This is a genomic window from Halovibrio variabilis (genome assembly GCF_007991175.1).
Classification (GTDB): Bacteria; Pseudomonadota; Gammaproteobacteria; order Pseudomonadales; family Halomonadaceae; genus Vreelandella; species Vreelandella variabilis.
Window position 1 is genome coordinate 1 of the sequence record NZ_BJXV01000031.1, and the last position, 15,373, is coordinate 15,373.

Annotated in this window: 12 protein-coding genes; 8 read left to right on the top strand and 4 right to left on the bottom strand. The window is 56.5% G+C overall.

Annotated elements, in window-relative coordinates:
* Nucleotides 1–227 precede the first annotated feature (227 nt).
* The 3 genes from HVA01_RS16880 to HVA01_RS16890 are packed head-to-tail and all read left to right on the top strand — an operon-like array spanning nt 228 to nt 4,292.
* Nucleotides 228–1,001 carry a GntR family transcriptional regulator gene (locus HVA01_RS16880; RefSeq protein ID WP_146876577.1) on the top strand — a complete coding sequence of 258 codons (774 nt, stop codon included), beginning with the start codon at nt 228–230 and terminating at the stop codon, nt 999–1,001.
* Nucleotides 998–2,917 carry a sensor histidine kinase gene (locus HVA01_RS16885; protein WP_146876578.1) on the top strand — a complete coding sequence of 640 codons (1,920 nt, stop codon included), beginning with the start codon at nt 998–1,000 and terminating at the stop codon, nt 2,915–2,917. The genes HVA01_RS16880 and HVA01_RS16885 overlap by 4 nt, the downstream gene beginning before the upstream one ends.
* Nucleotides 2,910–4,292, top strand: a complete 1,383-nt coding sequence (locus HVA01_RS16890) for a sigma-54-dependent transcriptional regulator (RefSeq protein ID WP_146876579.1) — start codon at nt 2,910–2,912, stop codon at nt 4,290–4,292. Before HVA01_RS16885 ends, HVA01_RS16890 begins: the two co-directional genes overlap by 8 nt.
* Here the strand turns inward: HVA01_RS16890 and HVA01_RS16895 are convergent.
* From HVA01_RS16895 to HVA01_RS16905, 3 genes are all read right to left on the bottom strand, one after another.
* Nucleotides 4,268–4,939, bottom strand: coding sequence for a metal-dependent hydrolase (locus HVA01_RS16895; RefSeq protein ID WP_146876580.1), 672 nt, complete (start codon nt 4,937–4,939; stop codon nt 4,268–4,270). The two genes, HVA01_RS16890 and HVA01_RS16895, sit on opposite strands and share 25 nt — an antisense overlap.
* A gap of 125 nt (nt 4,940–5,064) precedes the next feature.
* Nucleotides 5,065–5,604, bottom strand: coding sequence for a gamma carbonic anhydrase family protein (locus HVA01_RS16900; protein WP_146876581.1), 540 nt, complete (start codon nt 5,602–5,604; stop codon nt 5,065–5,067).
* Nucleotides 5,605–5,651: 47 nt separating this feature from the next.
* Nucleotides 5,652–6,992 carry a sodium-dependent transporter gene (locus HVA01_RS16905; RefSeq protein ID WP_146876582.1) on the bottom strand — a complete coding sequence of 447 codons (1,341 nt, stop codon included), beginning with the start codon at nt 6,990–6,992 and terminating at the stop codon, nt 5,652–5,654.
* 198 nt (nt 6,993–7,190) lie between these two features.
* Between HVA01_RS16905 and prlC the strand changes: the two genes are divergently transcribed.
* The 4 genes from prlC (at nt 7,191) to HVA01_RS16925 (ending at nt 13,260) form a co-directional block, all read left to right on the top strand.
* Entirely contained in the window at nt 7,191–9,239 is a 2,049-nt protein-coding gene (gene prlC, locus HVA01_RS16910) for an oligopeptidase A (protein WP_146876583.1), read from the top strand.
* A 109-nt stretch (nt 9,240–9,348) separates the two neighbouring features.
* Nucleotides 9,349–9,600, top strand: a complete 252-nt coding sequence (locus HVA01_RS16915; RefSeq protein WP_146876584.1) for a YheV family putative zinc ribbon protein — start codon at nt 9,349–9,351, stop codon at nt 9,598–9,600.
* Nucleotides 9,601–9,963: 363 nt separating this feature from the next.
* A complete protein-coding gene (locus tag HVA01_RS16920; RefSeq protein ID WP_146876585.1) occupies nt 9,964–10,956 on the top strand; it encodes a TAXI family TRAP transporter solute-binding subunit in 993 nt (330 codons plus the stop codon).
* Nucleotides 10,957–11,058: 102 nt separating this feature from the next.
* Complete coding sequence (locus tag HVA01_RS16925; RefSeq protein ID WP_146876586.1) at nt 11,059–13,260, top strand: TRAP transporter permease; 2,202 nt, start codon at nt 11,059–11,061, stop codon at nt 13,258–13,260.
* A gap of 127 nt (nt 13,261–13,387) precedes the next feature.
* Here the strand turns inward: HVA01_RS16925 and metF are convergent, their stop codons facing one another.
* Nucleotides 13,388–14,230: a methylenetetrahydrofolate reductase [NAD(P)H] gene (metF, locus tag HVA01_RS16930; protein ID WP_146876587.1), complete on the bottom strand. Its 843-nt coding sequence runs from the start codon at nt 14,228–14,230 to the stop codon at nt 13,388–13,390.
* 142 nt (nt 14,231–14,372) lie between these two features.
* Between metF and HVA01_RS16935 the strand changes: the two genes are divergently transcribed.
* Nucleotides 14,373–15,308, top strand: a complete 936-nt coding sequence (locus HVA01_RS16935; RefSeq protein WP_146876588.1) for an AEC family transporter — start codon at nt 14,373–14,375, stop codon at nt 15,306–15,308.
* The last annotated feature ends 65 nt before the right edge of the window (nt 15,309–15,373 follow it).

Consider the following 15,373-nt stretch of genomic DNA (forward strand, 5'->3'; position numbering starts at 1 on the left):
GAGTTGGCAATGGGGTTGCTGAAAAATAACAAGCACCCTTCTTATAGAACACATGCCCAACGCTATTTATTCGCCCATGCGCAGGCGTCTTTGCGGGCTCATCTAGTGCGTGCTGGCCGTCATTGGTTCAGGGTTTGAGCTTGAGCTGACCAGCAAAGACTCTTAATATTGGTCTTACCAATTAGAAGAGCTATGTTATTAGAGGCGTATGTTATGAGCCATTCACTATGAGCTATCCACCGCTACGCCAGCCGCGCTTGGCCGACGTAATTACCGAGCGTTTAGAGGCAATGATGCTGGAAGGCAGCTTAAAACCTGGACAGCGTCTCCCACCCGAACGCGAATTAGCCGAACGCTTTGGCGTTTCCCGCCCTTCCCTGCGCGAAGCCATCCAGAAGCTCGCCGCCCGGGGGCTATTGACCAGTCGACAGGGCGGCGGCAACTTTGTCAGCGACAACCTTAACAATGGCTATACCGACCCGCTGCTGGAAATGCTCTCCCGACATGACGAATTTCAGCTCGATCTACTCGAATTTCGCGATGCGATGGAAGGCATCTCTGCCTATTACGCCGCCCTTCGCTCTACGCCTGCCGACAAAGCCATATTGCTGCAACGTTTTGAAGAACTCGACGGCGGCTTTGCCGGCGCGGATCCGATTCAGGAAGCCAAGCTGGATGCGGCGTTCCACCTAGCGATTGCCGAGGCGGCACACAACGTTCTGCTGTTGCACACCATTCGCGGTATTTTTCATTTGTTAGAAAAAAGCATTGTCACTAACTTGGCGCACCTGTTTGCGATACCCGGGTCGCGTAGCCAGCTCATGCAGCAGCATCGCGCGCTACTTGATGCCATTTTGGACGGCCGCGCGGAAGATGCCCGGACTCGCGCCCACGAACACCTGGTATTCGTTGAAGAAGGGCTACTCGAAATGGCGCGTGCCGAAACACGCGCCCAGCGAGCCCTTCGCCGCGCCCAGGGCACTCGCACGACCTCCGCATGAGCAGCGCTGGTCTGAACAATCAGGCGCCTACCCCCTTGCCCCTGCGTTGGCGACGTCTATGGCTCCTGGTCATCCCATTAGGCTTGGTCGTCTGCATGTGGCAGGCCGCCCAACTGGCGCGTGAGCAAGCGCTTTCTAACTTGCAGGATGACGCCGAAAACGAGCTACGCCTATCGGCCGCCAACTTGAACGGCTATTTATTGCGCTACGACTACCTGCCGCAAATGCTGGCTACTCGGGAAGGCGTGCAGCGCTTTTTGGCCTCTCCCGACAGCCAAAACCCGATGCCGCTGAATAGGCTGCTGGACCGTTTTCGCTTTACAGCCGGGGTATCGGACGTCTACTTACTCGATCGTGAAGGCGACACCATCGCCGCCAGCAACTGGCATCGCACCAATACTTTTATTGGCCAGAACTATGCTTTTCGCTCTTACTACATTGATGCCATTGCCGGGGGACAGGGCCGTTTTTTTGGCTTGGGCATCAAGTCACTTGAGCGTGGCTACTACTTTTCATCGCCCGTGTGGTTAGACGACACCTCGCCTGATGCACAGCCCGACGGCGTGTTAGTGGTTAAAGTACTCCTGGACGACGTTGAAGAGAGCTGGGCAGAGCAGGATGCCGAACTGTTCGTCACTGATAGTGACGATATTATCTTCATGGCCAGCCAGCCCAGGCTGCGCATGAAGGCGCTCCACCCGCTCAGCGACCAACAGCGCCAAGCGTTAAGGGATACCCGCCGCTATGCCATGGAGCCGCTATCGCCATCGGGGATCAAGGTGAATGCGCCTTACGGCGAGGATAGCCAGCTGGTCAGCTTTTCCCAAGGCCCGCTGAGCAGCAATGACTACCTTAGCTTGACCCGGCATGTACCTGAATTTGGCTGGCAAATGCATATTTTAAAGCCGCTAACACCGGTGATTAGCGCTCAGTGGATTGCCGCCCTCATGGCAGGCGGCCTCTACGGCGTGGTCACGCTCGGGGGAGGCATTGCTTGGCAACGCCTGCGGCTGCGCCGTGAGCGGGAAACGTTTGCAGAGCGTGAACGCCACACCCTGGCCCGCGTTCGCGATGAGCTCGAAGTCAGCGTGGAACGCCGCACCCGCGATTTGGTAGCCAGTAACCAACGCCTTTCGGATGAAATAGAAGAGCGCCGCCGCGCTGAAGCCAGCTTGCGCCAGACCCAGGATGAGTTGATTCAAGCCGCCAAACTCGCGGTACTGGGGCAACTTGCTGCGGGTATCAACCATGAACTTAATCAGCCGCTAGCGGCTATTCGCGCTTACGCTGAAAACGCCCGGCGCTTTTTGGCATTGGCCCGCTATGATCGCGCCGATGCGAATCTTGAACACATTGTCGAGCTCACCGAGCGCATGGCGGATATCAGTGCACAGCTACGCCAGTTCTCGCGTAAGAGCAGCGAGCGCCAGGAGGCGATTTCGGTACAGGCCTGTATCGACTACGCTTTACGCCTGTTTCAAAGCCGCCTGCGCGAAGGCAATATCACCATTATTCAGGATTGGCCGGCTGAAACCCTGTGGGTAAAAGGCGACCTGGTGCGCCTGGAGCAAGTGCTGGTAAATTTAATCGGCAATGCGCTGCAGGCCATGAAAGCCGTGCCCGAGCCGCAGCTTACGCTCGCCGCCTGTATTAACCAGCAGCAAGTGATTATCAGTGTCGCGGATAATGGTCCTGGCATTCCCGACGCGTACCTGGGACATATCTTTGAACCTTTTTTTACCACCAAAGCACCGGGCAGCGGTTTAGGCCTAGGACTCTCGATTTCGTCGCGTATCATGGACGATTTAGGTGGCAAGCTACAGGCGGCTAACCAACCCGAAGGCGGCGCTTGCTTCACCATTATCCTGCCCCACTCACCGTTAACCTACACCCAGGAGAATTCCGCTTATGCATGAGCCGTCGACGCTACCGGTCATGGTGATCGACGACGAACCGCACCTGCGGATAACCGCCAGCCAAACCCTCGAACTTGCCGGCTATACGCCCTACTGCTTTGAATCGGCGGAACAAGCGCTGGCGGCTTTAACGCCCGACTTCCCCGGGGTGATTGTCAGCGATATTCGCATGCCGGGAATGGATGGCATGGCACTGCTCCATGAGCTGCACAGCCGCGACGCCACTCTGCCCATCATCTTAATTACCGGCCACGGCGACATTTCCACGGCCGTCGAAGCCATGCGCGCCGGGGCCTGGGATTTTCTTGAAAAGCCGTTTGCCGGTGACCAGCTGCTGGATGTGGTGCGTCGTGGCATTGAAAAGCGCCAGCTCAGTTTGGAAAACCATCGCCTAAAAGCCGAGCTGGAGGTGCAGCAAGCCGCGCTAGGGCCGCGCTTAGTTGGTCGCACAGCAGTCATTTCGCGGCTGGCCGCGATGATTCAACGTATCAGCCAAGTCGAAGCCGATGTACTGCTATTTGGCGAGACAGGCACCGGTAAAGACCTGGTGGCGCGTGCGATTCACGAACGTAGCGGGCGGCGTAATAGCCCCTTTATGGCGATTAACTGCGGCGCGGTGCCGGAAAATACCATTGAGTCCGAGCTGTTTGGTCACGAAAAAGGCGCCTTCACCGGTGCCGTCGAGCGGCGCATCGGCAAGTTTGAGCACGCTAACGGCGGCACGGTATTTTTAGATGAAATTGAATCGATGCCCATGGCGCTGCAAGTCAAGCTACTGCGGGTACTACAAGAGCGCAGCGTTGAACGGTTAGGCGCCAATGAGACCGTGCCGCTTAATATCCGCGTGATTGCGGCCACCAAAGTGGATCTCAAAGCCACCTCCGAAGAAGGGCGCTTCCGCGAAGACCTTTACTACCGGCTAAACGTGGTCACCCTGCCACTGCCTGCGCTGCGCGAGCGGCGTGAAGATATTCCCTTGCTGTTCCAGCACTTTGCCGTGGTGGCTGCCAACCGCAGCGGGCTGGAAGCCCCCACCCTCGACAGCCCCGCCATCGCCGCCCTGCTCGCCCATGACTGGCCCGGCAACGTGCGCGAGCTGCGTAATCTTGCCGAGCGCTACGTGCTGCTGGGCGCTGCTTTTGATTACCGCCTGGATGCACTGCTGGAAGGGGTCAACGCCGACACCCAAGAACTCACCCTACCGCGTCAGGTAGAACTGTTTGAGAAGAGCCTGATCAGCCAATCGCTGTCGCGCTACCACGGTCGGGTAACCGACGTTTGTCGCCACTTAGGTATTCCGCGCAAAACCTTTTACGACAAGCTTAAAAAGCATGGTCTTAACCCCGACGACTACCGCCACAGCAGCGAGCCTTGATGTAGCAACGCGCCTAATACCGACCAGGGCGGTGTCCAGGGTAGTAGCGTTAGGGTGGCAATGAGCATCAGCAGATTGGACATAGGGCGGCGAAAGTCACCGAGCTTAAGCGCGGTCCCAAACGAGCGCTTTAACCGCGCGCCTTCCAGGTCAACGCTGTAGACCTCATCCAAACTTAGATGGATGACAAATCCTGCCAGTATGGCGGCGCCGTGGGACCAGGCCAGCCACGCTGGCTGGCCCAGTAAATTAAAACTCAGCGCGGCAGTGAGCAGGCCACAAAATCCGCCCGCTAGCAGAGAATGCCAAATACCGCGGTGGACGGTAAAACGCGAAAACGCCACCCCCGCCAAATAGCGCACGCTGAAATAGATGCCCCCGCAGGCCACTAGTAGCGCGCCGGGGGTTAGCCATGGCTGTAATAACAGCGCGCCCAAGACTAAGGCGGGCACCGAAAGCAGATTAAAAATCAAACGGATAGAGTGCGATCGGTCGGCATCAATGTCGGGTAAAATACCCCCGAACGTCACCAATGCAATCATCAGCAGCGCTTGGGAAGGTGGCCACCACTGGCCTTTCCAGCCAGCGTAAGCTATCAACATGCCGCCCGCCGCTGCCACCGTAATATGCGTGCGAAAATTAGCCATGACGCGGCATCCCAGAATCTGTCAAACAGAAAGCTGTATAAATTAACAGATAAAGGGCGTTCGCGACATGGCCGATAAAGAAAAAAGGTTGGCTGAGCAACTGCTTAGCGAGGAGAGCACTAAGGTCAACTTTCTGCCAAAAAGCGGTCTTTCAACTTAACGTAGTTACCGGCGGTGTAAGCGAAGAAGGCGCGCTCGGTATCTTTCAGCGGGCGCATTGCTTTAGCCGGATTACCGGCATATACATAGCCACTTTCCAGATGCTTACCCGGCGTTACCACGGCGCCCGCGGCAATAATGACCTCGTCTTCGACAAGCACACCGTCCATCACAATCGCCCCCATGCCGACCAATATTCGGCTGCCCAGGGTACAACCATGCAGGATCGCCTTGTGGCCGATGGTGACGTCGTCGCCCACGGTGAGCGGAAAGCCCTCCGGGTTGAAATCGCTGGCGTGGGTAATATGCAGCACGCTGCCATCCTGGACGCTGGTCCGCGTGCCGATACGAATGCGGTGCATATCGCCACGAATCACCGTCATTGGCCAGACGGAACAGTCATCGCCCAGCACCACATCACCGATAACCACACTGGCCGGATCAATATAAACGCGCTCGCCCAATTGGGGCTCAACACCCTGATAACGCCTTACTGCACTGCTCATAATTCGCTCCTGAGATGTCGGATAAAAAACGTAGAGAACCTAACTCACTATAGCAACCCTGCCAGTAGCACAATAAAGGTCAGTGGAATCGACACCCAGCGGATGATATTGCGCCATAGCAGGTAGCCGCTTTCACCCACGCCTAACGCGCTGACCACTCTCTCACGGGGCATTACCCAGGCGGCAAAAATAGCGATCAGCAGGCCGCCCAGGGGCAGGAACACATCCGGTGGTATGCTGCTGACCAGCTCAAACACGTTGCGCCCCAACAGCGGCCGAAAATCCGCCAGCGTTGAGAAAGAGAACGCCGATAACAGCCCAATTAGCCAAACGCTAAGGGCCACGACCGCCGTCGCAATACTGCGACGCAACCCCAGCCCCTGAAGTGTAGCGACCATGGGTTCCGCCAGGTTGATCGCCGAGGTCCAGGTGGCCAGCAGCAGCAATAAAAAGAACACGCTGAGCCACACTGAGCCCCAAGGCAGCTCAGAAAACGCAATGGGCAGGGTGACAAACATTAAGCCTGGCCCATCGGTAGGGTCCATACCCTGGGCGAAGACCACCGAGAAAATCGCGATGCCCGCCAGAAGCGCCACGCTGATATCGAGTACCGCTACCGCTACCGCCGCCTTGGGCAGACTCTGCTCTGCGGGCATATAGGCGCCATAGGCCATTAAGGCACAGGCACCTACGGCCAAGGTAAAAAACGCATGGCCCATGGCATGGACGACGACGGAAGGGGTTAGCGCCTCAAAGGAGGGTAAAAATAACCACGCCAAGGCTGGCGCAAAACCATCGGTGGTCGCGGCATAGCCCGCTAATAGCAGCAACAAAAGATACAGCAGCGGCATCAGTAGGTTATTCAGCCGCTCTAGCCCCTTGGCAACGCCCGCCGCTACCACTGTCATGGTCATAAACAGAAACAGTGAGTGATTAAAAATCAGCAGGCCTGGGTTGGCTAAAAAAGCCTCAAACCCGGCGCCGATCTCAGCGGCACTCGCGCCCTTAAAGGTGCCGTTAACAGAAGCCACCAAAAATTCAATCGACCAGCCCGAGACCACCGAGTAGAAGGACAAAATACAGAAAACAGTAAACGCCCCAAACAGCCCCAGCCAGCGCCAATGCGGTGAGGCCCCCGCCTCGGCGGCCAAAGCCGCTAACGCTTGCATTGGGCCCCGGCGGCCCGCTCGGCCAATGAGTATTTCTGCCATCATCACCGGAATACCCAGCAGCAGCACAAACGCCACATAGATGAGCAAAAAAGCCGCGCCGCCGTTCTCCCCGGCCACGTAGGGGAAACGCCAGATGTTGCCTAATCCTACCGCAGCACCCGTTACCGCCAAGATAAAGGCCCGCTTCGACCCCCAGCGCTCCAGCGTCTCGCTCATCACATGCTCCTGCCATTGGTGGCATTAAAAAGCGGCAAGACTAGCAGGCGCTTGCGTGCAGGCCAAACCTTGGCATTAAAACCCTGATATTAAACCCTGACATTAACCATCGGTGCTGAAGCTGATATTGAAACACGGCTCCACCGCCCGCACTGTGTCATCATTGACGTTTAAACAACACTGCCACTTGAGGTGACTATGTCCTCCAATCCGCTGCTTGAAACGCACGAGCTGCCCCCTTTTGCTGAGATTCGCGCCGAGCACGTGGAGCCCGCCGTGGACACGCTACTCAGCGAAAGCCGCAAGGCCATTGACCGACTCGCTCAGCAGGCCGCCGCCACCCCACCGACCTGGGACAATTTTGCCGCCCCGCTTGAAGCCATCAATGATCGGCTCACCCAGGCGTGGTCACCGGTGTCACACCTCAATGGCACCATGAACTCCCCAGCGATGCGCAAAGCGTATCAAGCATGCCTTGAGAAACTCTCAGAATTTAGCACTTGGGTAGGCCAACACGAAGGGCTTTTCCATGGCTGGCAAGCGCTTAAACAAGGCCCCGACTGGGAAAACCTTGACGCTGCACAGCGGCGTACCGTGGAGAACGCCCTACGCGATTTTCGCTTGGCCGGTGTCGATCTGCCTGCTGATAAGAAAGCCCGCTACGGTGAGATCCAGTCGCGGCTCTCAATGCTGTCAAACCAGTTCTCGAATAACGTCCTGGATGCCACCCAGGCTTGGCACAAGGACATCGATAGCCCAGCGGCGTTAGCCGGGGTGCCCGAAAGCGCCCTTGAGACGCTAAAAGCCACCGCCAAGGACAAAGGCGTAGCGGGCTACCGTATTACCCTGGATTTCCCCAACTTCTTCCCAGTGATCAGCTATGCGGACGATCGTGAACTGCGCCGCGAGGTCTATACGGCGTTCATTACCCGCGCCTCCGATGTAGGCCCGGACGCTGGCAAATTCGACAACGCCGCTATCATGGAAGAAATTTTGGCACTACGCAGTGAAGTCGCTCAGCTATTAGGCTTTGCTACCTACGCGGATTATTCCCTCACCACCAAGATGGCGGAATCCCCCGAGCAGGTACTCGATTTTCTCAACGACCTGGCCCGTCGCGCCCTGCCTCAGGCAAAAGAGGAGTTTGCCGAACTCAGCGCCTACGCCCGTGATGAATTAGGCTTGGAGACGCTGGCGCCATGGGATGTGGCCTATGCCAGTGAAAAACTGCGCGAAGCACGCCATGCTATCTCCCAAGAGCAGCTACGTCCCTATTTTCCGGCCCCCCAGGTCGTCGATGGCTTGTTCCAGGTGGTGGAACGGCTTTACGGTGTGCGCTTTGAAGAAGATACCCAGGCGCCGCGCTACCACGCTGACGTGCGCTATTTCCGCATCACCGAAGACGGCCAGCCGATTGCCGGTTTTTACCTGGATCTCTACGCCCGCGAAGGCAAGCGTGGCGGTGCCTGGATGGCCGATTGCCGCGTGCGGCGCCAAACCGAGCAGGGGCTGCAACGGCCGGTTGCCTTTCTTACCTGCAACTTCACAGCCCCCGTCGAAGGCCGGCCTGCGCTGCTTACCCACGACGAAGTCACCACCCTGTTCCACGAGTTTGGTCACGGCTTACACCACATGCTGACCCAGCAGCAGATCGCCGATATTTCCGGCATTAACGGCGTTGCCTGGGATGCCGTCGAACTGCCCAGCCAGTTTATGGAAAACTACTGCTGGGAGCGCGAAGGGCTGGATCTCATCGCCAAGCACGTGGATAGCGGCGAACCGCTGCCTGCCGAACTCCTTGAGCGGCTACAGGCAGCGAAAAACTTTCAGTCGGCGATGGGCATGATGCGCCAAATCGAATTTTCGCTGTTCGATCTGCGCCTGCACCATGAACTCAGCGCCCCCAGCGCCAGCGACGTGCAGGCCTTGTTGGATGAAGTGCGCGATACGCTGTCGGTGCTGCCGAAGGTCTCGTTCAACCGCTTCCAAAACAGCTTTGGCCACGTGTTTGCCGGTGGCTATGCCGCGGGCTACTACAGCTACAAGTGGGCCGAAGTGCTTTCGGCGGACGCCTGGAGCGCCTTTGAGGAGGTCGGCATTTTCGACCCGGAAACAGGGCAGCGCTTTCGCAGCGAGATTCTCGAACAGGGTGGCGCGCGCGATGCTGCCGACCTGTTTGTGGCTTTTCGTGGCCGTGAACCCAGCGTTGAGCCACTGCTGCGCCACAGCGGCATTCGCGCCGCTTAGTACGTTTTCAAGCACGCTTTCACATACGCTTGCAAATACGTTTTTAAACCACTTCCTTTATTCGCGGCGCCCACAAGGGGGCTGCGAATAAAGCGCCTAGGAGCCCACTATGTCGACTGTTAAACGCTTTATCGCCGGTGTTACTTGCCCCAGATGCGCGGCGATGGATCGCATCCGCGCCTGGGAGCAAAACGGCATTCGCTACCGCGAGTGCGTCAGCTGCGATTTTTTTGAGCAACTGCCCATTGAGGACGACGCGCTGGCCGAAATGACCACCCGGGTTAATCAGGTCCGTGACGACCAGAAGGAGCAAGACGTGCAGCCCGTGCGGATTCTTGACCCCGGCAAGCCTTCTCGCTAATGCCGCTCGCCAACCCCCTCTCCCCAACTGCCACGGAAGGCCTAATCAACGCTCCCAGGCTCGCCGCTCGCGTGGCTTATTAACCCACTGACCACCCGTACTTGCCGCTTAGCACAAAATATGTGTGGTTATGCGCACATAAAAAAGCCACTTTCGTGCGGACTACCGGACACTTCCTGCCCAGCCGTCTTCCACCAAAGTTGCATTAAAAATTTTTAATGCGCTGATTTTAAAACCATAACCATTAGTTGGCACAACTATCGCTGCTATATTGGCTGCATACGCTGATAAATGCAGCATCGACTGGCGGTGTTGATAGAGGCCGTCCGTCTGCAATCCCAATAACAGCTAGGAACTTTCGCCATGCGCAACGATATGCCCAAAACCTTTGCTCTCCTCGCCAGCAGCGCCCTGCTTGTGGCCGCTGCCAGCAGTGCTCAAGCTCAATCAGACCGTTCCGATTGGCCGGATAACTTTACTGTCGGCACCGCCAGCCAAGGCGGCACTTATTTCGTTTACGGCTCGGGCTGGGCGAATTTTATTTCTGAAGAGCTAGGCATCTCCGGTGGCGGCGAAGTCACTGGCGGCCCCAATCAAAACCTCGCTTTAGTACACACGGGTGAAGTGGCTCTTGGCCTAACCACTATGGGCCCAGCTGCAGAAGCACTAGCTGGTGAAAGTCCGCTAGCCCCCGGGGTGCAGATGGATAACGTCTGTGCTCTGTTCCCGATGTACGAGACGCCCTTCTCCATCACAACGCTTGCCGACAGCGGTATCGATTCGATTTCCGATATCCCTGACGGTGCACGCATTGGTTTCGGCCCGGCGGCCTCAACGTCTGATACTTACTTCCCGGCAATTTTAGAAACCTTGGGCGTTGATTTTGAGCGTCGCAACGGTGGCTGGTCTGACCTGGGCGGCCAGCTTCAGGATGGCCTGCTCGACGTTGTCGCCTTCGCTGCCGGTATCCCGATCCCGGCGGTTAGCCAGTTAGAAGTACAAACCGATGTCAACATCATCGAATTCACTGAACAAGAGCAGCAGCAGGTTCTTGATGCCTTTCCTGTCTCGCCGTTCATGATTCCAGCCAGCACTTACCAGACGCTGGAAGAGGATGCTCGCGCTGTCTCCATGTGGAACTTCACCATTGCCGGCTGTGACCTTCCTGATGATTTTGTCTACGAGATCACTAAACTGAGCATGGAGAACAACGACAGGTTACGCGAAATTCACCGCAGTGCTGCGTTCAGCATTCCTGAAAATATCAAGTACAACACTGTACTTCCCTTCCACCCCGGCGCTGCACGCTGGTACGAAGAGAACGGCTATGAGATTGCTGATGACATGATTCGCTAAGCATTCTGGTTCGTTCTACCTGCCCCGTGCCAGCCTTGCTGGACGGGGCAGCTTTCGCTGCTACTCCCCCTTTGTCTGCTTTTGCTGTGAGGGTGAACTCTAATGAGTCACAAAACTGACCAAGAACCCAATGGTCTTAATGATGATGAACGCCCGGCGTCAGTGGTAACAAAAGTTGTTGCCGAAGGCGTCGATGAAGAAGCTGTTGAATCAAATCGCCGCCTGTTTACCGGCTGGCAATTCCTGCTATTTGCGGCATTAGCGATCGCTTACTCAAGTTTCCATCTGATCTCACTCAACGTGTATCCGATGGAAACCTGGTCGTTTCGTATCGTACATATTGCCGGTGCGCTTATTCTCGGTTACGGGCTGTTTTCAGGTGCCCGCTTTGCCGAGGACGATCGCCATGCTTCAAGTGCGGGCTTCAAGTGGCTTAGCTATGCACTGCTGATTCCCGCCGCCTATACACTGGCGCAAGTATTCTTAATGCAGCAAACGCTCAGCGGCGGTGCCATGCGCATCGACCCCAGCATTGAAAACTGGCATTACGGCTATCCGCTAATAGCGACAACGGCTGGCACCATTGTGCTTTCGTGGTTTTATCGTCAAGCGCGTCACCGCTTTAATCCTACCGACTTAGTGCTGATGGTGTGTGCACTGGCTAGCGCAGGCTATTTGTTAGTGGCCTATAACACCAATATGCGCATGTCGACCGGCACCTCGTTTGCACCATCCGGTATTTCTTGGGCAGCTATCGCAGGCTCGCTACTAATTCTAGAGCTTACCCGCCGGGTGGCGGGTTTAGCCCTGGTAATCATCTCGGTCGTTTTCTTGACCTACGTGTTTGCCGGGCCTTACCTGCCGGGCTTTTTGGGCTACCCAGGCCTATCGTTACAGCGCTTTTTCAGCCAGGTCTATACCGACGCTGGCATCCTGGGCCCCACCACCGCGGTGTCGTCGACCTATATCATCCTGTTCATCATTTTTGCCGCGTTCCTGCAGGCCTCTAAAGTGGGCGACTACTTTGTCAACTTTGCCTTTGCCGCCGCAGGCCGTGCCCGGGGTGGCCCGGCAAAAGTGTCGATCTTTGCGTCGGGTTTGATGGGCATGATCAACGGCACCTCGGCAGGCAATGTGGTTTCCACCGGTTCGTTGACCATTCCACTGATGAAGAAAGTTGGCTACCCCGCGCGTAGCGCAGGTGCCATTGAGGCAGCGGCTTCAACCGGTGGGCAAATCATGCCGCCCATTATGGGCGCGGGCGCGTTCATCATGGCCGAAGTCACCGGCATTCCGTATACCGAGATTGCCGTCGCAGCGATTATTCCGTCGATTCTTTACTTCGCCTCTATCTACTTTATGGTCGACTTTGAAGCCGCCCGTAAAGGCATGCGTGGCATGCGTAAAGATGAAATCCCGCTGTTCTCGAAATTGGTCAAACAGGTTTATTTGTTCGCCCCTATCATCATCTTGATTGCGGCGCTCTTTATGGGCTACTCGGTCATCCGCGCGGGCACGCTGGCCACCGCCTCGGCGGCAGTGGTGAGCTGGCTTTCGCCCAATAAAATGGGCTTTCGCGCGATCTTGAGAGCGCTCCAGCTTGCGGGCACGATGTCGATCCAGATTATCGCCGTGTGCGCCTGTGCGGGCTTGATTGTTGGCGTCATCTCGTTGACGGGGGTGGGCGCGCGCTTCTCCTCGCTGCTGCTAGGTCTGGCCGGTGTCAGCCAGCTGTTGGCGCTGGTATTTGCCATGCTGATTAGTATTTTGCTGGGCATGGGGATGCCCACTACCGCGGCCTATGCGGTCGCTGCGTCGGTAGTGGCACCTGGCTTAATCAACATTGGTATTGAGCCGCTGGTAGCGCACTTTTTTGTGTTCTATTTCGCGGTGGTATCAGCGATTACCCCGCCCGTTGCCTTGGCCTCTTATGCCGCCGCAGGTATCTCTGGCGACAACCCCATGGGCACGTCAGTCGCCTCGTTCAAGATTGGCTTGGCCGCCTTTATCGTGCCGTTTATGTTCTTCTACAGCCCGGCCATGCTGATGGAAGGCTCTGCCATGCAAATACTGCGTGTCGGCGTGACCGCCACGCTGGGGATTATTTTGCTTTCCGGCATGGTGCAGGCGTGGTTCTTTGGGCCGGTTAAGGCTTGGCAGCGGGTGCTGATGCTGGTGGGGGCGATGTTTATGATCTACGGCGGTATCTATACCGACGTCCTCGGCCTAGCGATTGGCATTGTGCTGTTTGTGATGCAGCGCAAGCTACACGGCGGTGGTAAGCAAACCGCACAGGCTGGCTAACCGCGCCAACCAATAAGCGTCGCCAACGCTAAAAAGGCCGATAAAAGCCCCGCTCAACGGTCGTTGAGCGGGGCTTTTTTTAGACCCATGTAGTAGGCCCATGACGCAAGCGAATATTTAAGCTAACTTAGTCCGTTAGGTTATCGACGATCTTGAGCACCGGCGCCGCTTGATTAAGCGTGTAGAAGTGCAGGCCTGGCGCACCGCCATCCAGTAACCGCTCGCAGAGACGGCTGACCACATCGGTTCCAAAGGCGGCAATCGCTTCGCTGTCATCACCATAGGACTCCAACTGCTTGCGAATCCAACGGGGGATCTCGGCACCGCAGGCGTCCGAAAAACGCGCCAGCTTAGTGTAGTTGGTAATCGGCATGATGCCGGGAATAATCGGCTGCTCGACGCCCAGCGCACGCGCCTTATCGACGAAGTGGAAATAAGCATCGGCAGTAAAGAAGTACTGGGTGATGGCCATATTGGCCCCCGCCTTCATTTTACGCGCAAAGTTTTCCACATCTCTATCAAGGTTAGCCGCCTGTGGATGAGACTCAGGATAAGCGGCCACCGCTATCTCGAAGTGATCGCCGGTTTCGGCGCGAATAAACTCAACCAGCTCGTTGGCATAACGTAGCTCGCCAATGCTTCCCATACCGGAGGGCATGTCACCCCGTAGCGCGACTAAACTGTCGATGCCCTCTTCGCGGTACTGCGCCAGCAGATCACGCAACTGCGCTTTTTCACTGCCGATGCAGGAAAGGTGCGGCGCGGTGGTGATACCGCTCTCGCTGATTTCTCGCACCACCTGACGGGTACGCGCCTGGGTAGACCCGCCAGCACCGTAAGTCACCGAGAAAAATTTTGGCTTCCTGGCGGCCAGCTCATCGCGAACGTGGATCAGCTTGTCGCGCCCAGCATCGGTATTGGGCGGGAAGAATTCAAAGCTGATACCTAACGGATGCTCGTGGCTGCTCATGGGATTTCCTTTTTGTGGTCAATAGTGATGATATTGTGAGGTATTCTCGCTGTTCCATTGCGCTGGGGCTAATGAAAGATTCCACGCTTGGCCTTTAATTCGGCTCATGTTGGCCGTTCATATCACTGCTCAGGGAGCCATCATGGATTTAGCACCCAGCGCCTTAATGGGGCCGCTGCTAATGCTATTAGGGTATGTCGGGTTAGGCTGGATTGCCGCTCGGCGCTTAGCCATAGACCCCCGCCCAATTGCTACGCTACTGGTTTACCTGATAGCGCCCTTTACGATTTTTCGCGCGCTGATGAACGGTGGCCCCACACCTGACTACCTTTTACTTACATTAGCGCTGTTCATGCTGGCAAGCCTGATAGCACTGACCGTACAGCGCCTCACTCGCCACCGTTTTGGTGAGCAGGAAGCGGCCCTGCTGGCATTCTCTTCGGGAACGGGCAATACCGGCTATTTTGGCCTGCCGATTGCGCTGATTTTGCTACCCCCCGAGGGCGTTACCCTTTACCTGTTCTGTATGCTGGGGATTAATATTTACGAATTCACCGTGGGCTTTTACCTTAGCGCGCGCGGACGATTTTCAATACGTGAGAGCCTGATCAAAATTTCGCGCTTACCGCTTATCTACGCCTTCCTGTTAGCGTTGCTGCTTAGCACCCTTGAAGTCACTATCCCCGCTGCGGTGTTGAGTTCGCTGGCAGTGTTCCCTGCCACCTACACGCTGCTGGGCATGATGATTATTGGCATGACGCTTAGCCAAGTGACGCTTTCCGCCTGGGATACCCGCTTTGTAGCCGCCTGCTTAGGGCTACGCTACCTGATGTGGCCATTGGTCATGCTAGTGGCCGTTTTAGTACTGCAGTGGTTCGCACCGCTTTCCACGGAGCTGGCCTTAGCGCTGCTGTTGATGGGCGTTGTGCCCATGGCCGCCAATGTCGTGGTAGTGGCCATGGAACTGGGTATTCAGCCACAAAAAGGCGCGTTAGCGGTACTGGTCACCACGCTACTCGCGCCACTGCTGATTCCGCTTTACTTGGGTTTGATGCTGCGCCTCACCGGGCTGAGTTAGCATCTAAAAGTGATTTTTCGTCACTTAGTATGGAACTATCTCTGTAAGCCAGATATTGGCTCTGT